This window comes from Legionella resiliens, from assembly GCF_021344005.1.
Taxonomy (GTDB): Bacteria; Pseudomonadota; Gammaproteobacteria; order Legionellales; family Legionellaceae; genus Legionella; species Legionella resiliens.
The window spans coordinates 903704-925294 of record NZ_JAJTND010000004.1 but is presented as its reverse complement, the minus strand read 5'-3'; the positions used below and the strand labels follow the sequence as shown (position 1 = coordinate 925294).

Genomic DNA, 21591 nt, shown 5'->3' with positions numbered 1-21591 from the left:
TAATTTACCTTATTTAACTTCTTATCAATATACTATTAATTTAACAATTTCTGCATAAAACGGCTCATTTTGCCATGATCCTTAATACCAGGCGATGCCTCAATGCCACTGCATAAGTCAACAGCATAAGGGTGACATAATTTAATTGCATCATGTACATTATACTCATTCAATCCGCCAGCCAATATAAAAGGCTTTTCTGCCTTTTTTGGAATAATTGTCCAGTCAAAAGCACAACCGGTTCCGCCTCTAGCCGTCTCAGAAGGGGTATCTAGCAATAACGCCCGTGCTGTCATAAAGTCTCGTACAGTCTTGTGAATATACTCTGCTGAATCACAATGTATGGCTTTAATAAAAGGTTTATTAAATTGTTGGCAAAACTCAGCTGATTCCTCTCCATGAAATTGCAATAATTGAATTGGCAATTCCTTTATTATTCTATGGACAAAATCTCGCTCAGGATTAACTAAAACAGCAACCGAATCTACAAATGCAGGCAAATCGTGTAATAAAACTTTTGCCTGCTCTATTGAAACACAACGTGCGCTTTTTGGATAAAAGATCAAACCGATAGCATCTACACCCAGCTTTATGGCATACGCGATATCTTCATTACGCGTCATACCGCACATCTTGACTCGCACACGTGCTGTTTTCATTATTTCTCCGGAAGAAAAAAAGGCCCCAAACTACTCTGCAATATAGAAAATTCCTGCGGATAAGTCACTTGCACTAAATATAATCCATAAGCAGGTGCAGTCTCAGCACCTAATTTTCTGTCTTTTGCTTTGAGTACTTCATCTACCCAAGATACAGGATGTTTTCCTGATCCTACCGCAATTAACACGCCAGCAATATTTCGTACCATATGATGCAAGAACGCATTGGCAGTAATATCAATCATTACTAAATCACCCATACGATTAACCTGTAAATTGTGGATATTTCGCATAGGCGTGTTCGATTGGCACTCAACAGAACGGAATGAAGTGAAATCATTCTCCCCCAGTAAAACCTGTGCCGCTTGATGCATCAGACGATGATCTAATTGTCTGTATTGCCATGTTACATTGCTTCGCAATAAAGCAGGACGAATGGCACTATTATAAATGATATAACGATATCTTCTTGCAGTAGCAGAGTATCGTGCATGAAACTCTTCTGGTAAATCTCGCCCCCATTTAACGCAAATATCTTTAGGTAGAAAAGAGTTCACCCCATGAATCCAGGCACGAATGCTGCGCACTTTATTGCAGTCAAAATGAATTACTTGATTTGTAGCATGTACACCTGTATCTGTTCTTCCTGCACAAACCACGGAAATAGGGCAATCTGCTACTTTTGATAAAGCATGTTCTACGGCTTGTTGCACAGTATGCAAGCCTGTTTGTGCTTGCCAGCCATGATACTGGCTACCATCGTACTCAAGCACCAAGGCAATACGCATTGATTATTCCTGATAAAAGGGTCAATTTATAATACAGTATATGTTTTGTCTATACCCTAATATAATTGATTTTCAAGTTTATTAAATATTTAGTCATTTCTCTTGATCTAAATTCTGCAATCAAAGATTGTTAAGTTCTTGTATCTCAGCAGATGTAATTTCTTTTATAAAATCATCTTATTGATTTAGCTCATTTAATTATGATACTTTTTCATGCCACAATAAAATCATTGTCAATAATTGTGCAAATCTTTCTAGGGTCTGTTTATTTTCGCTAGATTGAGTTCAAAATCCCTGCTTTTCGTGTACCGAAGCACAGAAAATCAGGTAATTTGGATCAAGATAGCAGAAATGTAAACAGCCCCTATAGTTATCATTAAATTTTGAGACTTAATTATGAAATGGAATTTATTTTATTCAACTACTTTCACTTTATTACTTGCCGTCTGTAATCTGTCTTTCTCTAAAAATATTAAAAATGCCCAAAATGTATTACCACCCTCTATTTTCAACAGTCAAGGTAATTGGTTTATATCTCTTGGAGGAGGTGCTCAATTTCCCGATTTAAATTCCCATATGAAAATAAATAATGGCTCAGGATTTCCAAAGCCTTTTGATCAAGATCATTATTCAATCACAAATAACAATGGAGGAGTGATTGCAGCATCTGCAGGCCGGCGTTGGCAAAATAATAACTTCTGGCTTCCATCCTATTCTTTGAGTATTTTCTGGCAGTATTTTTTTAAAACTCATATCAACGGGGAAATAACGCTATATTCCTTACCTGAATTTGCCAATTACAATTACAATTTCGACTTTGTCTCTAATCTTTTATTAGCCAGTGGAAAAATTAATTTGTTTCAATATGGGTTATTTTCCCCTTACATTAATGGCGGAATAGGAACCTCTTTCAATAATGTATCTAACTATAGAGAAGAGGCATTTTCAGGGGTTACCTCTCGAGTTAGCCCAGGATTTAAAAACTCCAATACAAGTGAATTTGCTTACAATGTGGGTGCCGGAATTGATGTGCAAATCCTTCCTCAATTGATTCTCTCAGTGGGCTATCTTTATCAAGATTTAGGCCCAATTTCCTCAGGTAATGGAGTTGATACATGGGCTGAGCAATCATTAAATCCTGGTTCCTATCGTTCAAATGAAGTTTTAGTCACTGCAACTTATCTGTTCGGCAGAGAAAAAAGCTTTGTAAAATAAAGAAACCAATGAGTGAAAATAAAAAAAAAATATTTTAAGTCAGTCTGGACGTAGTGAGCTCTTCAGTACATAGTATTGAGCATTTTATAAAAGGATGCTCTGGCATTAACTCCTCCAGACGATGAGTTTTGAATTAGTACTATGCTTATTCTAAAAACCGAATAAAAACATGATATTACCTCCATGAGTGCGATTTTAAAACTATAGTATATTTACAATTAAAAATGATTCTATAAACCAAACTATCAATCCTTTCGGAAGTAAAACATAAGGGGTAATTGAATTACACTTCATAGACATACTATGAGGTTTTCTAGGCAGATATTGGAGACAAATATTAAGACTTTCCGTTAATCTCATCCATTAGGCGTTGTGCTTCTTCTTTTTGTGATTTACTTCCGTGCTCCATGACTTCATTTAAAGAATTGAGTGCGGACTCTATATCTTCCATTCCTATGTAGGTTTTAGCAAGAGCCAAAAGCGTATCTAATGCTTTTGGGTTCTTTAAGCTAGAAAGCTTTTTACTTTGATCATCTTTCTGTGTTTGCCCTATGTCAGCGGGCATAGAAGGAGTAAAATCCAAACCATGACCCTCATCACTTATTTGCTCTTGATCATTATTTTCTTTCGTGGTCGACTTCTCTGTAAGTAAATGATGTAGACCCGATTCAAACTCCAATAAATTATCTTCCCCTGGTTTATCTCTTAAAGAGTTTTGCTCCTCATTAGTTTGAAAAGAGGGTTCATTTTCCACTTCAGTCGGTATTATTTCCAATAATGGTTCTTCATCTATTGTTGTGAATTCAACAGAAGTATTTTCTGTAGAATCATTAACAGGCTCTATATTCATCTTTTCTGGAGAGATAGCTAACTTGGGTTTTAATTCTGATTCCACATCTACCCCGGGTTCGGGCTTAAATTCAAACTTAGATTCTAGATTAGGTTCAGGCTTTAACCCGGGCTCAGACTTTAACTTAGGTTCAGACTTTAATTTAAGCTCAGGTTTTAACTCAGGTTCAGCTTTTAACTCAGGTTCAGTTTTTAACTTAGGCACACGTTTTAACTCGGGTTCAGGCTTTAACTCAGGTTCAGGTTTTAACTTGGACTCAGGTTTTAGCTTAGCCTCAGATTTTAACCTAGCCTCAGATTTTAACTTAGGCTCAGGTTTTAGCTTAGCCTCAGATTTTAACTTAGGCTCAGGTTTTAGCTTAGCCTCAGATTTTAACCTAGCCTCAGATTTTAACTTAGGCTCAGGTTTTAGCTTAGCCTCAGATTTTAACTTAGGCTCAGGTTTTAATTCAGGTTCAGGTTTTAACTCAGGTTCAGGTTTTAACTCAGGTTCAGGTTTTAACTCAGGTTCAGGTTTTAACTCAGGTTCGGGTTTTAACTCAGGTTCGGGTTTTAATTCAGATTTAACTTTTTCTAATTCATCCCTAACTAACTCTTCTTTTGTACTAGTAATGGGTTGAATCGAAGCAGGATGAGATACTATTGGAGTAGAAGATCCCTTTGGTGTAGGTGCCTGTTTTTTTCTTTGATCACGCTGTTTAAAATAGTAAAATGCAGCGACACCACCTCCTCCAGCAAGTAGCAACAGTATGAATAAAATCCAAAAAACATCCGATTTATTAGATATGTTCGTTGAGCTGCTTTGCCCTGCTATTGCCATGCGCTCTTTCATCAAAGTTTGAATTTGATTACGCATTAATTGAAGTTCTTTCTCTCGTACATCCAATTGTTTTTGTAACTTTTTATTTTGTGTCTGTAACAAACTCAATTGTTCTGTTAATAGCGCATTCGACTCCCGTAAAGAATCTACAGCAGCTGTGGTAATAGATATTTCAGCTTTGAGTGTCCTGCTTTGTTCTGGGCTTACTTGCTTTTCTAATAAGGGTATTGAACTCGGTATAAATCCTGGGAGTTTTTGGTTTGGCATAGAGGTTGCGGTATCCGGAAACTTTGGAGCTGGAGGTATTTGTGAATACTCAACAGGAGTTGCGTGGGATGCTTGGCCTGTTATATAGGGTGGAGCCAATACATGGTTAATCGATGTTTTTTCATTCCAGGCCTTATCATGAGCCATTACCTCAACCGTAGCTAAATCAGCAGGCACCTCTAAGAACTTTTTATCCGAAGGAATTTTAAGACGAACGTCTGCTTTTAATCCATTCAAATTTCCATCAATAAATGCATCAGGATTTGCCCCCACAATTGCAAGCACAATTTGCGGTAAAATAGCTTCAGCAGTTTTATATCGTTGGGCAATTTGCCATATATTTTCATTGGATGCTGTAGGTCCATATACTGCTTTTTTCTTTTGTCCAGAATGCCCTACTTCAGCATGTTTTTTGGGAGCAACTGTTGTTTTTTGCTGATAATTAGTAAATTTTCTCTGATAAGTCAGGCCGCTTTGTGCAATTGTATTTGCTAATTTATAACCAGGCGGATCCAACAATACCGTATAAACTTTAAAAATTTGTCCTTTGGGCCACGTTAAATCAACAATAAGCTGCATGTAAGGCTCAGTCATTCGTTCTTTGGAATGAACTTCCAAAACGAATTTTCCTTGTTTATTTTTTTTAATGTCCAAAAAAAGAATACTTATTGCTTCAGAGCGTTCAACACCTAAACTTTTATAACTTTGTGTATCAGCAAGTCCCACTTTTATATTGGATAAAGAAACTTCGTGTGCGTCAATTAATTCAATTTCAGCAAGAAAAGGTTGATTCAGGGCTGATTCTACTTTCATTTCACCTAAGCCAAGTGCATATGCACATAGTGGAAAAAGTGAAAATAGAGATGAAAACAAAGCAGTTTTTTTCAATCAGAGCTCCTCCATGCCTCATGATGATGAAGACATGTTAACTTAAAAAAACTAACATTATTTATCTATCTATTCAAGCAATTAGAGCTTTTATAAGCATTTTATCCAGAATATTTAAGGTAAACAGAATAAGTTAGTTCTATTGTTAAATAGATTGCACAATTTTGATAACTACACTTGCAATATCCAGTATTTCAAATAAATCATAAAAGAGCTATCTCCAGTTTTTTACCAACTAAAATTTCACCCCGAAACCCCTAAAATTTCAAACAAAAATGAGCTTCCCATCACAGGAAGAATGATTAATAATAGAATTAATTATTTATTGAAAAAACAGGATAAAAATCATGGAATTTACCAAAATTAATCCGCTTGCTCTGGCAATATCTATTAGTATTTTATCAGCACTCGCTTCATTTTTTATGGGTGTAGCAGCTTTTGTGTTTTATACCGGAAAACCCATAGTAGCCATGGTTGGAAGTATATATCTTTCCTATAATCCCTCTATGGCTAATGCAGGTCTTGGTGCAGCTATAGTACTTATGAATACTTTTGTTAGTAGTTATATCGCTGCTTGGATATATAACTTTCTACTTGACTACATTAGATAAGTGTTGGCTCCCGGGTATCGTGGTTTGCAACACCATGATAACTAGACGCAGCATAACATTCTTCAATAGAAATAAAGTCAAACCAACAAGTCTGCAGTAACATTAAAGTCTTGTAACCCATTTCAATATTCGTTGCGAGCAATTGTTCTATGATTAATTCTAAATGTTCATGTTGATGCAAGGCTGGTTTTGATTTAGGTTTTTCCTTACCCATTTTGGTAAACATGGCATGAAATCGTTCTTCTACCATTCTAGGTACTGTCGAATTACCATCAAAAATACGATGATCGGCACTGATGGATACCGGCAACATATCTTTAGGCTCAAATGAATCTGTTTCTTTTTGCCAAACAGGTTTTCGCTCCACTTCCATTATAGTAAATCTCATTGCCTCAGTTTTGCGAAGAGGAGCCATGGATTGGGTATAACCAAAAACACCAATATTACTTAGTGTGATATAAGGAGTTCCTGCGAGTGGATAAGGATAAGTGTTATAAGCATATTCATAAACCATATCTTTCATGAGTTGTTGGACACGTGGATGTGTTTTTTCCAGTAGCTCACGTTTTTTGTAACAATAAACCATCATATTTACAATAGTCCGAATTTTTGCAGACAATTCATAAAAACTAAGATTATGACAGTTTTCAAGAACAATCGTGCCTAAATGATCACCACATCCTGGTAACATGACTACCAGACCAACATAGGCTTCTTTGGTTTGAAAGATTTTTCTAAAACTTAAGTAATTTCTGTGATGATCGGATATTGTCATCCAGGAACTAACAGCTTGCAACATCAAAGTAGTCAAAGTCTCTGAAGCAAATTTTTTATTAAAAAAATCAAGGCAAGTGATATCGATACTAAATTGCCCCGTCATGGTTGGATCACTTGGCCCATCCCACTGAGTCATAAATACTTTTCGAATCGGTGTCATTTCAACTTCCCGATTTGACTCAGTATAATTCTGCACTCTGGGTAATACTTCGTCCGCAAATTCTATGAAATTTTTCCAATTCTCACTGGGCTCGAGATTTACTTTACTGAGTTGCTGTGTATGCTTTTTATTTAGCGATTCTTTAAAATGAATAACCCCTTCAACGCCCAATAAAGCACAAACTGAAGACATATATTTATATTGCATAAAAATATTGGTTATCAACTGCTCTTCCAGATAGGCAATTTTCGGTTTGATTTCATCAACATTTGGCATGCCAATATCACGATATAAATCTGCTTCACATACATGGCGATGTTCGTCCTCAAGAATTGTTGTAAATACTCTCGGCGCGACCCCATAGCGATGTAAACTCTCAAAAATCTCCTCAATCCAGCCTTCACCTATAAGATTAAGCAACATAATCGCTACTTTGGGGCAACTTTCATTACGAATAAAGTTACAAATGATTTCAATATGAGGACTGTATGGAGGGGGGGAAGCATAAGGGGCACAGAGCATATAAACAATTTTAGTGAAAACTAAACCATGAAATATTTCGTCAAGTAATTGTTGGCGCATGCGCTCTCTGTATTCAACTGTTGACATTTTTGATTCAAATTTAAGAGGAATTTGAACTGCTAATACTTCAAGCTGGGCTAAAAGAGAAAAAGTGTAAATATAAAAAAGTTTATCGGATTTAAGCTCAAAAGGTAAACCATCGCAAAATAACTCATTTAATCTATTTTTTATGAGTTGTTTCTCATCTGCAGTAATCTTGTTCCACCCTTCTAAAATCCATTTTTCAGCACCCCAAGATGGTCTAAGTAATTCAGTAAGTTCATCCACGATATTTACCATAAAATCAAAGATTTTTCAGTATAGACATAGCAAGCGTATGAGTCAATCATACTTTATAGCGAAACTATTTGCTCATTTAATTCTGCATTTCCATTAAGTGCGGTTGCTCGTATTTTAGGTCTGTTTCCATTTTGCTCGCTTGATCCAGGATAGCCTGATTTTTGTGCACCGAACCATTCTCGAGGTATGCGAAGATCATAACGCAGAAAATCAGAACAATTTGACCATAAGAGTAGAAACACAAACAGACACTTCACATGATTATCGTAATGATGAATAATGCAGTAAATCAATAGAAAAACAATAGGATAACTATCATGAAATTTGGCAAAATAGATCCAATTGCTTTAGGTGTATCTCTTGGTGCCCTCTCAGGAATATCCACTTTTTTTATGGGATTGATGTTGTTGCTTTTTAATAAAGGGAAACCGTTTAGTGGTATCATGGGTACAATATATTTTAACTATGATCTTTCCTTTATCCAATGTTTACTCGGCGGAACGGGCGTATTTATTAGTACCTTCGTTACTAGCTCTCTCGTTGCCTTGGCTTACAATTTTCTGGATAAACAGCTTAACAACAAGGCGTTAGTTGATAAAGATAAACCATAATAAAATCAGTATCTAACCTAGGTCTGTTTCCATTTCGCCAGCTTGAGTCAAAATGGTCTGATTTTCAAGTACCGAAGCACAGCATACACAGAGTATGTGAGCATCGAAACGCAGAAAATCTGGGCAGTTCGGCCAAGATAATAGAAATGGAACATAGCTTTTAGAGACCGAGAATTTTGGGTAATTCTAAACTCTTAATCCTATTGCATTACCTCAACCTCTAATTCATAATTACAACCTTTGATTTCTTCTGGTTAACTATGTCAGCATCATTGATTGACGGAAAGGCGGTCGCCTCTCTTCGTAGAGAAGAATTAAAACACCATGTGCATGATTATATACAAATGAAACATCGTGCCCCTGGCCTTGCTGTGGTTCTCATTGGCAACGATCCTGCTTCTACTGTGTATGTAGCCAATAAACGTAAAGCATGTGCTGAAGTGGGTATTATCTCTCATTCTTATGACTTATCCGAAGACACAACCCAGGATGAATTAATCAGGCTTATTGATGAGTTGAATTCCTCAGATAAAATAGATGGAATTCTCATTCAATTACCATTACCCAAACATATTAATGAACGGGTCATTATTGAACGCATCAAACCAGAAAAAGATGTAGATGGTTTTCATCCTTATAATTTGGGGAGACTCGCTCAACGCAATCCATTATTACGCCCATGTACGCCTCTTGGCATAATGAATTTACTAGAACACTATCAGCTCGAGGTTAAAAGAAAGCATGCTCTTGTTATTGGTGCATCGAATATTGTTGGTCGTCCTATGAGTTTAGAATTACTTCTTGCTGGGGCAACGGTCACCATAGCGCATAAATTCACGCAACAATTAGAAAAATTAGTACAGATAGCTGACCTTGTGATCATTGCAACAGGTAAAATGGATGTTATTAATAGTGAGTGGCTTAATAAAGAACAGATAATTATCGATGTGGGTATCCATCGTTTGGCCGATGGCAGTATAAGGGGCGATATAGATTTTAAAAAAGCGGTAAACAAAGTCTCATGGATTACACCTGTACCCGGAGGGGTAGGTCCGATGACTATAGTTACGTTGCTTGAGAATACATTAAAAGCTGCGATTTTAGGGAAATAGAATGCAAAAATTAGCCTGGTTGGTTGCAACTGTCTCTGTCTACGCCCCACGTCTTGTCCGCGGGACCCATTATAGCACATATCTCCTTGGATCCCGCGGACAAGCCACGGGAAGTCGGAGTAGATCTGGACTGGTTTTCCAGCGATGTATAGAACATCCAGTTGCTTGCAGCCAGTCTATATAAAAAATTACTTATCTATAACATCCCAATCAAAATCTCCGCTCAACTCATCAAAATCATCTTTAAATTCCTCTTTTAAACGTTTGCGCTCCAACTTTTCCTCCAGCAAGCGTCTAATGTTTTTTCGATGAACGGTAGACTCAATATCATCATCATAATTATAATCAGAGAATGATTGGTCATCATAATCTTCGTGAAGATCCATAGCTTTCCCCTTTTATACTCTCTTAAAAAGAGTATAGTAGACATTTATAAAAATGCTTTAGGAATAACATGCTCAGCTATCAACACGGATATCATGCAGGTAATTTTGCTGATGTCATCAAACATATTGCTTTAACCCGTCTTTTGAACTACCTAAAACTTAAAGATAAACCCATGTTTTATCTTGAGACCCATTCAGGCAAAGGCTTATATGACTTAAAAAATAAACAAGCTGAAAAAACCCAAGAATACAAACAAGGCATTCAACCAATTTGGCTTGACAGAAAGTCCTTACCCTCTGTTTTTCAAAACTATCTTCAGCTAATTGATCTGCTCAATCCACCTGGTACACTAAGATATTATCCTGGCTCACCATTTTTAGCGATCAACATGCTAAGAGTGCAAGATAGAATGTATTTTTGCGAACTTCACCCAAGGGAGTTTGAAGCGATGAACCAACTTCCTCGCTTGAATAAAAAAGTACATTTCAGCAATACCGACGGTATTGTAGCGATGAACGCATTACTTCCGCCGCCAGAAAAAAGAGGACTCATTTTTATTGATCCTTCGTTTGAAATAAAAGAAGAATATAAAGAAATTCCGCTTTCAATCAAACACGCCTATTCCCGTTTTGCTACAGGAGTATTTTGTCTTTGGTATCCACTGGTCAATAAAAGACTAACTGATAAACTCAATAGAAATATGAAAGAAATCCAGGCAAAAAATGCTTTGCATATTGAATTTAACCTGACAGTAGCACCAATGGAGGGTATGTCAGGTTGTGGTTTATGGATAATTAATCCACCATTTACTTTAGCTGAGGAAATGAAAACTGTATTAAATGCACTTAAAGCTTATTTTAATCCGGGCATTTCTTCTTATATTATTGAGGCCTATACATGACTATTTTTCCAATTCCTGCGTTTTCAGATAATTACATTTGGGCGATTATTGATAAAATTGCAGGAGCATTTGATTGCGTCGACCCTGGTGACGCAGAGCCCGTAGTACAATTTGCTCATTCAAACCAACTAAAATTACGTTCAATTTTATTAACACATCATCATCAGGATCATATTGGAGGAGTGAGTCAATTACTCAAAGCCTATCCCTCGTGCATTGTATATGGTCCAGATGATCCACGCATTCCTAATGTAAATAACATGGTACAAGAACATCAAACCATTCAAGTTGGGAAATGTGTTTTCAAAATCTTATTCAACCCAGGACATACTTCAAGTCATATTAGTTATTATGAATCCCAGTATGAATTATTGTTCTGCGGCGATACTCTTTTTTCTGCGGGTTGCGGACGTGTTTTTGACGGAACACTGGAACAGCTCCATCAATCGTTATCTCTTTTCAAAACGTTACCTCCCACTACAAAAATATTTTGTGCTCATGAATATACCCAGCAAAACTTACGCTTTGCACAAACAGTAGAACCTAATAACCCTACTGTTCAACACTACTTACAAAAAATACATCACACAAAAAATAGTCTCTGCACACTCCCATCGACTTTGGAACTGGAATTATCAATTAACCCTTTTTTACGCACCGATCAACCCGAAGTACAAAAATACGCATTAAAGCATGGAGCAACATCAAATAATTCATTAGAAATATTTCGGGTTTTAAGAGAAGAAAAAAATTCATTCAAATAATTACCCATGGAGATTCAATTTGAACCTTTATGGATCGATTAAGCGCAACGAGGTTTAATCCTATAACTATTTTTAGTAAACTCGGGAGTTAATTATATTCATAGGTAATTACCATTGAAATTTAAGTTTTTCAAAATAAAAGTTTTTTTATTCTGTTTACTCATTTTTTTGGGCATTACTAATGAGACTTTAGTATATGCAGCTACTGATGCATGGGAAGTATTACGTGCTCAATTCACTTTAAACCATGAAACATCGCGCCCTGAGGTTCAGGAGCAAATCCGCTGGTTTATCGCTCATCCAGGCTTTCTTAATAAAGTATGCCATCAGTCTGAACCCTATCTTTATCATATCATTAGCGAAGTAAAAAAAAGAAACCTCCCTGGTGAGTTGGCCCTCTTGCCTATGATTGAAAGTGCTTATGATCCCTTTGCTTATTCTGTAGCTGGTGCCGCTGGATTATGGCAATTAATGCCACAAACAGGTGCCGGTTTAGGATTAAAACAAGATTGGTGGTTTGATGCGCGACGCAGCATCAGCTCCTCAACCGATGCCGCGCTCAACTACCTTCTTTATCTCAATAAATTTTTTAATGGCAATTGGGTTCTGGCCATAGGAGCTTATGATGCTGGGGAAGGAACTATAGATCGAGCAATCAAGGCAACAGGTGGACGCACTCGAAGTTTTTGGGATTTAACTGTACCAAGAGAAACTCAAATTTATGTTCCTCGCCTGCTTGCCTTAGCAGAACTTATTAAAAGTCCTTCACAATATAAATTAACCCTACCTGAAATACCCTATCTTCCTTATTTTGTAGAAGTAAATATAGGAACCCCAATTGATTTAAACCATGCTGCCAAAATGGCAGGAATCAGTTATAAAGAGTTAATTAAATTAAATCCTGGTTTTAATCGCTGGACTACCGCCCCCGATAAACCCATAAAATTACTTATTCCTGCTGAAAAAGTACATCAATTTAATTTAAACCTTGCTAACCTTCCTGCTGAGAAACGGGTTAGCTGGGAAAAGCACATAGTACAACCCGGCGACAATCTGGATAGTATTGCTGTGAGATACCACACCACGGTGAATTTAATAAAACAGTTAAATCAACTCACAACTAATCGTGTGGAGCCCAATCAATTCCTTTTAATTCCGAGTACCAGAAATGCTCCTGCCGTTGTTAAAAAAGAACCCGCGGCGCCTGCCCCTGCCCTACCAGAGCATCAAATACCTATGCCACAAAATCATCGTGTTATTCATATTGTGCAAGAGAATGAGACATATCAGACACTGATGAGAACTTATGGGGTTAGTGCTACAGACATTCAAATATGGAATAAATTAGCAAGCAATCAACCGTTACAAATAGGTCAGCAACTTGTGATCTGGAAAAAAGTACATCAACCCATTCAATATATTGTAAAAAAAGGCGACAGCCTCAGTGCTATAGCACGACAACATAAAACGCAAATAGAACGTATTATTACATTAAATCCAGGACTTAAACGAAATGATCCATTGCATAGGGGACAAAAAATATTTGTTGGTTAATTTAATCTACTGTTAGAAATTCAAATTACTAGGAAGATAGCCTGCCGAGATTTTAGTTCCCTTTCTATTCTGCCCAAGAACCGAACCAATCGATTTAATGAACACATAGTGGCTTATTATTAACAATTATTTTTCATTTCTAGTATAAAGCAAGGAGGAGAGCACAAAAACTTGTGTTATACTCAAAGTAACTTATTTTTACTGTATTAAAATATATGAAATTACTATTTGATTTTTTTCCTATAGTTCTATTTTTTATAGTATACAAATTTTTTGGTATCTATACTGCGACGGCTGTAGCTATGATTGCCTCTTTAAGCCAAGTCGCTTTTTACCGATTAAAATTTCAGCATTATGAAAAAATGCATTTAATTAGCCTTGCAATAATTATGGTCTTAGGAGGAGCCACCCTCTTTTTCCATAATCCATGGTTTATTAAATGGAAACCAACAGGTATTTATTGGCTCTCTGCTCTAGCCTTTTTTAGTTCAGGTTATATAGGTAGCAAACCGTTGATCCAGAAAATGATGGAAGCTAATGTGACTCTTCCTGGAAAAATCTGGCATAGATTGAACTTGGCATGGGTATTGTTCTTTATTTTAATGGGTGCGGTAAATATTTATGTTGCCTATAATTTTAATACTGATGCATGGGTTAACTTTAAGCTATTTGGTGGGGTTGGTTTTACTCTGCTTTTTGTATTAATTCAAGCTTTTTACCTGACCAAACATATGGATGAAACTGGCCTTGAAAAACAATAGGAGCAAGAATGAGACTATTGCTAGTTGAAGACGACGAATTACTTGGTGATGCTGTCAAAACCGGCTTAACCCAATTTGGTTATATCGTAGATTGGCTTAGAGATGGTGAAGCTGCTCGAGCCGCGTTAAAATCTGAATCATTTGAGCTAATTATTCTTGATTTGGGTTTACCTAAACTTTCTGGTCTCGCATTGTTACAAAGTATACGCCATGATGGTAATCCAACTCCTGTTATTATTTTAACAGCTCGGGAGTCAGTTGAAGATCGTGTAAAAGGTTTAGATAGCGGGGCAGATGATTATTTGATAAAACCTTTCGATCTTAATGAGCTAAGCGCCCGAATCAGAGCCCTGGTCAGACGCTCACAAGGCCGTGCTGATTCTGTGCTGCAATATAGAAATATTACTCTAGATCCAGCTGCTCACTCTGTATTTGTTGATGATGTGCTAGTTAATGTTCCACGCAGAGAGTTTGCGCTATTGCAGAAACTTCTAGAAAACAGTGGTCAGGTTTTATCGCGTGAACAACTCATGCAAAGTATTTATGGATGGGAAGAAGACGTAGATAGTAACGCGCTCGAAGTTCATATTCATAACCTACGTAAGAAACTTAATGCCAATTTCATTCGCACGATTAGAGGTGTTGGATATATGGCAGAAAAAAATGATGGTATTTCTGTATCGTGAAATCTTCTATAAGAAAATTTCTTCTCATAAATTTATTGCTGGCCATTACTATAACGACCACATTAACTGCTATAGGTAACTATTATCTTGATCAAAAAGACATTCAAGATCACTTAGATAGTTTAATGGCCGTTTCTGCTCTTTCTTATCAAGCATTACTAGGTGATGATCTTCATCAACGCCCTTTAGCAAAAATTCAAGAAGCACTCGAAACAATCCCTAAAAAAATTGATACATACTATCAGAAGAGATTTTTGAATGAAGAGCCTCCAGAAAATTATCTAAATAAGTTTAATTTTCAGGTTTGGACCAATGGCGGCAAATTATTGTTACATTCATCTTCAGCACCAAAGATTCCTTTAACTTCGGAAGTCGATGGATTTAGTGATAAAAAAGTATCCACCCAAGATTGGCGAGTCTTTACAACTTACAATGATAAAGCCGGGATTCGCACCGTTTTAGCAGAGCGATACGACACAAGGAATGAGTTGGGTCATAGAATTGCTCAAGATGATCTCTATATTATGCTTCTGACTTTCCCATTATCGGGTCTGCTCATATGGATTATTATTGGGCGCGGTCTAGATAGTCTAGATAAAGTCGCTGAAGAGGTAGCTAACCGCGCTCCCACCCATCTTGAACCCGTTGATTTACACGAGGTTCCCGAGGAAATTAAACCTGTAATCGATGAATTGAATAAATTGTTTTTTCGACTCAAAGAAGGATTTGAACGAGAAAAACGTTTTGCTGCTGATGCAGCGCATGAACTGCGCACACCGCTCGCTGCACTAAAAACCCAAGCGCAAGTTGCATTACACTCTAATGATATAGAAGAAAAAAATCAGGCATTACAAAAGCTTATTGCAAGTGTTAATCGCAGCACTCATATTGTCCAGCAGTTACTTACTATGAGCCGACTTGTACCCGAAGCAGCTCATATGGAGGAAAAAGATGAGGTCAATCTAAGTCGATTAACTCGCGAGATACTTGCTATGCTTGCACCCGCTGCTGTGGAAAAGCAAATTGATCTAGAATTTGAAAGCGATGTAGAAAATCTGACTATTCATGGTAATTCAACTGCATTGGGAATACTAATTCGTAATCTTGTAGATAACTCGATACGATACTGTAATGAACATGGAAGGATTATAGTGCGTCTGGCTAAACTGCAAAATGAAATAATGCTTGAAGTGAGTGACAATGGACCAGGTATTCCGGCTGAATTACAAATGCGGGTTTTCGAGCGTTTTTTCCGTGTTCTGGGAAACAAAAGCCCTGGAAGCGGTCTTGGCTTAGCAATAGTTCAGCAAATCGCCGAGCTGCATGGTGGAAGACTAATGCTGGATACACCCAAAGAAGGCACGGGTTTAATCGTAAGATTCTTTTTGCCTATTCAAGAAAAGTAGTTTACCTCCTCTATTTTATTTGTCATAAGTTGGACAAAGTAGAGATTGGGATCAAACATCTTGCTCTTAGTCACAAATTAAGAGTCCAGGGGAAAGTCATATTTGGCACATCTTGAATTAAAATAATTCTAAGAACTGCTCACATAGCCCTATATGCTGCGTTTTTAGAATCATTTTCACCCAGCCTCCACTCAAATCTGACTTTTCGGTGAATTGCGCACAAGAGACAGGCAAGTATTTCTCGCATTGCTCAGACTAAAATTATTACTAGTTTAATTATCGAGCCGCTAAAACTTGCAATGCGTCACGAATTAACTGCTCGCAACCTTTAAAATTATCATTTACTTTATTGACTGCCTTTAGTGCTTCCTGGGGCTTATATCCCAGTGCTTCCAAAGCGCTAACTGCTTCATCCTGGCCACTCATAATGGGTATTGATTTGTCATTTAAGGAGGCAGAAGCAGATACAGCGAATTGCTTCATACTGTCACGCATTTCAACAACTAAACGCTCGGCTGTTTTTTTACCTATACCAGGTAATTTCATTAACAAAGAAGCGTTTTCTTGTTGAATACATTGAATAAACTCGTTTGGAGTAATACTGGAAAGAATTGACATAGCAAGTTTTGGACCAATACCATTCACTTTAATCAAAGCTCTAAATAACTCCCTTTCCTGTCTCTCCAGAAAACCATAGAGCAACAACGCATCTTCACGGACTATAGTATGTATATGTAACCCTACTGAAGCACTTAAGTTATCAAGCTGAAAAAAGGTATTTAATGAGGTTTCCACATCATATCCAACCCCATGGACATTAAGGACCAATTTTCCTGGTTGATGTTTATCAATTATTTGCCCATCCAGCCAACCAATCATCTTTTCCTTCTCCTTAATCCTCGTCTACCAATCACTGATGATAAATTATGACGCATATGACTATGACAGATTGCTATTGCCAAGGCATCTGCAGCATCTTTTTGTGGCGCCTTATTCAGGGCAAGAAGATGTACGACCATGTGACTTACCTGAGCCTTTTCTGCAGCGCCATACCCAACTACCATTTGCTTAATTTCTCGCGCAGAATATTCACTTACTTTAACACGATGCGATGCTGCAGCAACCATAGCAACACCGCGTGCATGACCTAATTTTAAAGCTGAATTTGGATTTTCATGCATAAATATTTGTTCAATCGCTACTTCTGTAGGCGAATAATGGTCCATTAATTGACAAATACCATCATATATTTGCAATAACTTTTGGCTTAACTCACCATCTAGAGCAGTACGAATGCAACCACTATCAATGTATTCAATTTTACGGTCTGACTCTTTAATCAAACCGTATCCTGTAATCCTTGAACCGGGATCTATCCCTAGAATTATGGCCATTAATTTATTGATTCTAATTGTTTTTCCGAGAATTCCGCATTACTGTATACCTCTTGTACATCATCCAAATCCTCCAGCATATCGATTAACTTCAAGAGGCTTTCTGCCGAGTCATCATCGATAGAGACTAAAGTTTGTGCGCGCATGGTTAAATGAGATTGTTCGATTTCAAGACCGGCCGCTGTAAGCGCATTTAATACGCTATGATATGCTTCGACAGGAGTAATCACTTCAACCTGACCTTCATCTACAGAAACATCATTTGCTCCAGCATCTATAGCTATCTCCATAACCTGCTCTTCGGATTGTCCTGGTGCCATAAGAATCTCGCCCTGATTGGTAAAGAGATATGATACTGAACCGTCTGTTCCCAAATTCCCGCCATTCTTCGTGAAGGCATGGCGCACATCAGATACAGTTCGGTTTTTATTATCCGATAAACAATCTACAAGAACTGCAATACCACCAGGTCCATACCCCTCATAGCGCATAGCAATCATTACTTCACCGTCAAGCCCCCCCACTCCACGCTTAATTGCATTCTCAATTGTATCGCGTTTCATATTCGCACTAAGCGCTTTTTTTACTGCGTCCCTTAATCTTGGATTAGAAGATTCATCCCCTCCTCCCATTCGAGCAGCTACAGTAATCTCTCGAATCAATTTAGTAAATATTTTTCCACGTTTTGCATCTTGAACGCCTTTACGGAATTTAATATTTGCCCACTTACTATGACCAGCCATGTTACTACCTCAAAAAACCTTATTTAATTTCGTATAAATTATACATGCTCTTTTGTTAAAAAGAATAACTTAACTTGTATTTGGACTCGACATTTTTAACTTTTTTAGACTATAGTAGCGCCAGAATGAAGTTTGTAATTTAGTGCAAATAGTATTTGCCTGGGTGAGGCTATTGAAATAGATGCAGCTAACTTGAATTTCGCTCTCCACTCAGAGTAACTCAATGAATCCATAATACTAGAGGAGATCAACAGTGTATTTGCAGGGATTTGGTAATCATCATCAAACTGAAGCAGTTCCAGGCGCTTTGCCAAGTAGCCAGAATTCACCACAACACTGTAACTTAGGTCTTTATGCCGAACAATTAAGCGGGACAGCCTTCACTCGTCCAAGACAGAATAATTTACGAAGCTGGCTTTATCGCATTCTGCCTTCTGTAGTTCAAGGCCCATATCAAGTTTATGAGATGGAACTGTTCAAACCCTATCATGCAGAACAGTCCCCCAATCCCCTGCGTTGGTCTCCTCTGGACCTGTTTAAAGAAGAAGATTTTGACTTTGTCGAAGGCATGTTTCATCTTGCAGGAAGCCAACATGTAAATGCATATATTTATCATTGTACTCGATCCATGCAAGATAAATACTTCGCCAATAATGATGGGGAAATGCTTTTTGTTCCATACTTGGGCGAAGTGAACTTACATACTGAGTTTGGGAAATTAAATATATGTCCAGGCATGATAGCGGTTATTCCTCGTGGCGTTAAATTTAAGATGGAACTCATTAGTTCTGAAACGAAAGGATATCTATGTGAAAACAGTGGCAGTCCCCTCACTCTACCTCCCTTAGGACTTATCGGAGCTAATGGTTTAGCTAACCCACGACATTTTCAATACCCTACGGCTGCATTTGAGCAAGGGATTACCCAAGTGACCCTTATATGCAAGTATCAAAATAAATTATGGACCGCAAAATGCAATCACTCACCACTTAATGTAGTAGCTTGGCATGGTAATTATGCTCCTTATTGTTATGATTTAAGTTTATTTAATACAATTAATACAGTAAGTTTTGATCACCCTGATCCATGTATTTTTACTGTGTTAACTTCAGAAAGCGATACACCGGGGGTAGCCAATTTAGACTTCGTCATTTTTCCTCCTCGATGGATGGTTGCAGAACATACATTTAGACCCCCTTATTACCACCGTAATTATATGAATGAACTTATGGGCCTTGTTCGCGGTGAATACGATGCTAAAAAAGAAGGATTTTCTCCTGGTGGGGTAAGTATTCATAATTGCATGACAGCACATGGGCCTGATCAAATAAGTTATGAAAAAGCGGTAGCGCAAAAACTAGAACCTGAGCTTTATTCGAATACTTTAGCCTTCATGTTTGAAACTAAAGATGTATGGAAAGTTACCGAACAGGCTATGCGTATTCCACAGAAACAAAAAGATTATGCGGATTGCTGGCAGGGACTGAAAGCGAATTTTACAAGTCCATAGTGTAATCTTGATGAAGGTGCAACAAGAAAAATTAATGCCATAAGTCTTCAAGGCAAATTAGTATTATTTTTAATACAAAAGTTCTTTTTTGCCTACTTTCCGTGCTTTATGAACAGCATCTAATCGATCTATATGAAGACATGATCTGGATTCCGCGCATGAAGCGCGGAACGTAGGGTATTTTTTTTAAACGTAGGGTATTTTGTTTTATACGAAAAGATGGGTTTACCTGATAGATCCCGAATTCTAATGCGCTTTCACCCTGTCTACAGGACTCAAGCAAAAACCTTAAATCCTTTATTTAAAGTACAATCAATTTGATGACTTGCTAGTTGTTGATAATTAATAGCATTCATTATCGTATTTTTTATAGAGACACTTCCATCTGCATTAATACTATACTTAACAAATTCGAAGGTAGGATTACCTCGAGCAATAGAACTATCCAAAGTAAAATGGCTTATTGAGGTAGTAATACGGTTGTTATCAATAATAAGGAAAGCATCTGGTTGTGCTGTTCCAATAAGGGAACTTGAAGGCATTTTTTGTGAGCTGCACTCTTGAATACTCATTACCAAAGTGATTTTTTTTCCTTGTGATATTGCATCGGCCATATCCGTAAATGTTGTTAATTGTTCTGCATGAACCACTGATGATAAAGCAAATAAAGCGGATAAAATCATTCTCTTCATTAAAACGGCCCCTTATCTTTTTGATATTAACAATAAAAAATAGCCTGGATGAAACGTACGACTTTGGAAAATCTCAAATTTCCTACGTTTCATCCAGGCTACACTACAGCATAATGTTTTTATACAGCGAAAAGTACTAAAACAAATCTTCCTGTGTTAAGCCCATTTTTTCTAATAAACCACGCAATGTTTTTAATGCTTCAACCTGGATTTGACGAACCCGTTCTCGTGTCAAATCAATTTCCTTACCCACATCCTCAAGCGTTGCTTTTTCAAATCCTCTTAAACCAAATCTTCTCGCAATAACCTGCTGTTGATTTTCGGTCAATTTATCCAATAGAGATTCTATATGTAAACGCAAATTTTCATTAGTTAAAAGTTCTGCAGGATTAACGCTGTTTTCATCAGCTATAGTGTCTAATAATGATTTATTTTCATCAAAGCCAATGGGTGTATCAACAGAGGCTACCTTATCATTCAAGCCTAATAACTTTTGTACATCTTCCAAAGGTTTATCGACCATTTCTGCAATTTCTTCGGGTGAAGGCTCATGATCTAATTTTTGGGTCAGTTGCCTTGCAGCCCTGAGATAGACATTCAGTTCTTTAACCACATGGATAGGTAAACGAATGGTTCGTGTTTGATTCATAATAGCACGTTCAATTGTTTGTCTAATCCACCAGGTGGCATAAGTTGAAAAGCGAAAACCACGTTTAGGATCAAATTTCTCAACTGATTTCATTAAACCTAAATTTCCTTCTTCGATTAAATCGAGAAGAGGTAAACCACGATTAAGATAACGACGAGAAATTTTAACCACCAAACGTAAATTAGATTCAATCATCTTTTTACGGGCAGCAACATCCCCTTTCAAAGCAAGGGTTGCATAATGCACTTCTTCTTCAGCACTGAGCAAAGGAGAAAATCCAATTTCACTCAAATAGAGCTGAGTCGCATCCATCATTTTTAGTGCATTTTTACCACGAAATGAGGGAAATGCATTATCATCCGAAAAATCAGGAAGATCAGGCTCTTCATCTTCTTCATCTTTTTCAAGAAGGGAATCAATGTCTTCCTCAATTAAGAGTGATTCATTGTCTGGTTCAGACCAATCTTCATCCTTAAGTTCTGGTTCTTTACTTGACTCATCGTCTTCGTGCATTGTTTTTCACCTA

Annotated in this window: 22 protein-coding genes; 11 read left to right on the top strand and 11 right to left on the bottom strand. The window is 37.3% G+C overall.

The genetic code is table 11. The features are described 5' to 3' along the window. Positions 1 to 35: 35 nt before the first annotated feature. Positions 36 to 659 carry a phosphoribosylanthranilate isomerase gene (locus LXO92_RS09515; RefSeq protein ID WP_182352444.1) on the bottom strand — a complete coding sequence of 208 codons (624 nt, stop codon included), beginning with the start codon at positions 657 to 659 and terminating at the stop codon, positions 36 to 38. After that, positions 659 to 1447 (bottom strand): tRNA pseudouridine(38-40) synthase TruA, encoded by a 789-nt coding sequence (gene truA / locus LXO92_RS09510; protein ID WP_182352443.1) that lies wholly within the window; start codon positions 1445 to 1447, stop codon positions 659 to 661. The genes LXO92_RS09515 and truA overlap by 1 nt, the downstream gene beginning before the upstream one ends. A gap of 396 nt (positions 1448 to 1843) precedes the next feature. On the opposite strand from truA, the gene LXO92_RS09505 reads away from it, so the two are divergent. Next, entirely contained in the window at positions 1844 to 2662 is an 819-nt protein-coding gene (locus LXO92_RS09505; RefSeq protein ID WP_182352442.1) for an outer membrane protein, read from the top strand. A gap of 337 nt (positions 2663 to 2999) precedes the next feature. On the opposite strand, the gene LXO92_RS09500 is transcribed toward LXO92_RS09505, so the two are convergent. Then, positions 3000 to 5486 (bottom strand): FimV/HubP family polar landmark protein, encoded by a 2487-nt coding sequence (locus tag LXO92_RS09500; protein ID WP_232890860.1) that lies wholly within the window; start codon positions 5484 to 5486, stop codon positions 3000 to 3002. A gap of 347 nt (positions 5487 to 5833) precedes the next feature. Here LXO92_RS09500 and LXO92_RS09495 point away from each other — a divergent pair, with 347 nt between their 5' ends. After that, positions 5834 to 6097, top strand: coding sequence for a hypothetical protein (locus LXO92_RS09495; protein WP_182352440.1), 264 nt, complete (start codon positions 5834 to 5836; stop codon positions 6095 to 6097). On the opposite strand, the gene LXO92_RS09490 is transcribed toward LXO92_RS09495, so the two are convergent. Both LXO92_RS09490 and LXO92_RS09485 read right to left on the bottom strand, forming a co-directional pair. Beyond that, positions 6090 to 7883: a 2-oxo acid dehydrogenase subunit E2 gene (locus LXO92_RS09490; RefSeq protein WP_232890859.1), complete on the bottom strand. Its 1794-nt coding sequence runs from the start codon at positions 7881 to 7883 to the stop codon at positions 6090 to 6092. The genes LXO92_RS09495 and LXO92_RS09490 overlap by 8 nt on opposite strands. A 65-nt stretch (positions 7884 to 7948) precedes the next feature. Next, on the bottom strand, positions 7949 to 8137 hold the full coding sequence (locus LXO92_RS09485) for a hypothetical protein (RefSeq protein ID WP_182352438.1): 189 nt from the start codon (positions 8135 to 8137) through the stop codon (positions 7949 to 7951). 75 nt (positions 8138 to 8212) lie between these two features. Here LXO92_RS09485 and LXO92_RS09480 point away from each other — a divergent pair, with 75 nt between their 5' ends. Together LXO92_RS09480 and folD are read left to right on the top strand one after the other, a co-directional pair. Further along, the gene (locus tag LXO92_RS09480) at positions 8213 to 8506 is read left to right on the top strand and encodes a hypothetical protein (protein WP_182352437.1); all 294 of its coding nucleotides are present in this window, start codon (positions 8213 to 8215) and stop codon (positions 8504 to 8506) included. 260 nt (positions 8507 to 8766) lie between these two features. Next, positions 8767 to 9618: a bifunctional methylenetetrahydrofolate dehydrogenase/methenyltetrahydrofolate cyclohydrolase FolD gene (folD, locus tag LXO92_RS09475; RefSeq protein WP_182352436.1), complete on the top strand. Its 852-nt coding sequence runs from the start codon at positions 8767 to 8769 to the stop codon at positions 9616 to 9618. Between the two features lie 188 nt (positions 9619 to 9806). Here the strand turns inward: folD and LXO92_RS09470 are convergent, their stop codons facing one another. After that, entirely contained in the window at positions 9807 to 10004 is a 198-nt protein-coding gene (locus LXO92_RS09470; RefSeq protein ID WP_182352435.1) for a hypothetical protein, read from the bottom strand. A 68-nt stretch (positions 10005 to 10072) separates the two neighbouring features. On the opposite strand from LXO92_RS09470, the gene LXO92_RS09465 reads away from it, so the two are divergent. The 6 genes from LXO92_RS09465 to LXO92_RS09440 all read left to right on the top strand — a co-directional run bounded on the left by LXO92_RS09465 (position 10073) and on the right by LXO92_RS09440 (position 16077). Then, a complete protein-coding gene (locus tag LXO92_RS09465; RefSeq protein WP_232890858.1) occupies positions 10073 to 10906 on the top strand; it encodes a 23S rRNA (adenine(2030)-N(6))-methyltransferase RlmJ in 834 nt (277 codons plus the stop codon). Further along, positions 10903 to 11670, top strand: coding sequence for a hydroxyacylglutathione hydrolase (gene gloB / locus LXO92_RS09460; RefSeq protein ID WP_232890857.1), 768 nt, complete (start codon positions 10903 to 10905; stop codon positions 11668 to 11670). Before LXO92_RS09465 ends, gloB begins: the two co-directional genes overlap by 4 nt. 114 nt (positions 11671 to 11784) lie before the next feature. Continuing rightward, the gene (locus tag LXO92_RS09455; protein ID WP_232890856.1) at positions 11785 to 13224 is read left to right on the top strand and encodes a lytic transglycosylase; all 1440 of its coding nucleotides are present in this window, start codon (positions 11785 to 11787) and stop codon (positions 13222 to 13224) included. A gap of 215 nt (positions 13225 to 13439) precedes the next feature. After that, entirely contained in the window at positions 13440 to 13985 is a 546-nt protein-coding gene (locus LXO92_RS09450; protein WP_182352431.1) for a septation protein A, read from the top strand. A gap of 8 nt (positions 13986 to 13993) precedes the next feature. After that, positions 13994 to 14671, top strand: a complete 678-nt coding sequence (locus tag LXO92_RS09445; protein ID WP_019233175.1) for a response regulator — start codon at positions 13994 to 13996, stop codon at positions 14669 to 14671. Beyond that, positions 14668 to 16077, top strand: coding sequence for an ATP-binding protein (locus tag LXO92_RS09440; protein WP_182352430.1), 1410 nt, complete (start codon positions 14668 to 14670; stop codon positions 16075 to 16077). The genes LXO92_RS09445 and LXO92_RS09440 overlap by 4 nt, the downstream gene beginning before the upstream one ends. A 276-nt stretch (positions 16078 to 16353) precedes the next feature. Here the strand turns inward: LXO92_RS09440 and ruvA are convergent, their stop codons facing one another. The 3 genes from ruvA to LXO92_RS09425 are packed head-to-tail and all read right to left on the bottom strand — an operon-like array spanning position 16354 to position 18214. Further along, on the bottom strand, positions 16354 to 16956 hold the full coding sequence (gene ruvA / locus LXO92_RS09435; RefSeq protein ID WP_232890855.1) for a Holliday junction branch migration protein RuvA: 603 nt from the start codon (positions 16954 to 16956) through the stop codon (positions 16354 to 16356). Beyond that, positions 16953 to 17471, bottom strand: a complete 519-nt coding sequence (gene ruvC / locus LXO92_RS09430; RefSeq protein ID WP_182352428.1) for a crossover junction endodeoxyribonuclease RuvC — start codon at positions 17469 to 17471, stop codon at positions 16953 to 16955. Before ruvC ends, ruvA begins: the two co-directional genes overlap by 4 nt. Further along, complete coding sequence (locus LXO92_RS09425) at positions 17471 to 18214, bottom strand: YebC/PmpR family DNA-binding transcriptional regulator (protein ID WP_182352427.1); 744 nt, start codon at positions 18212 to 18214, stop codon at positions 17471 to 17473. The genes ruvC and LXO92_RS09425 overlap by 1 nt, the downstream gene beginning before the upstream one ends. 253 nt (positions 18215 to 18467) lie before the next feature. On the opposite strand from LXO92_RS09425, the gene hmgA reads away from it, so the two are divergent. Continuing rightward, entirely contained in the window at positions 18468 to 19724 is a 1257-nt protein-coding gene (hmgA, locus tag LXO92_RS09420; protein ID WP_182352426.1) for a homogentisate 1,2-dioxygenase, read from the top strand. Positions 19725 to 19999: 275 nt separating this feature from the next. Here the strand turns inward: hmgA and LXO92_RS09415 are convergent, their stop codons facing one another. Next, positions 20000 to 20416, bottom strand: a complete 417-nt coding sequence (locus tag LXO92_RS09415) for a VirK family protein (protein ID WP_232890854.1) — start codon at positions 20414 to 20416, stop codon at positions 20000 to 20002. A gap of 136 nt (positions 20417 to 20552) precedes the next feature. Next, on the bottom strand, positions 20553 to 21578 hold the full coding sequence (gene rpoS, locus LXO92_RS09410) for an RNA polymerase sigma factor RpoS (RefSeq protein WP_182352424.1): 1026 nt from the start codon (positions 21576 to 21578) through the stop codon (positions 20553 to 20555). Positions 21579 to 21591 lie beyond the last annotated feature (13 nt).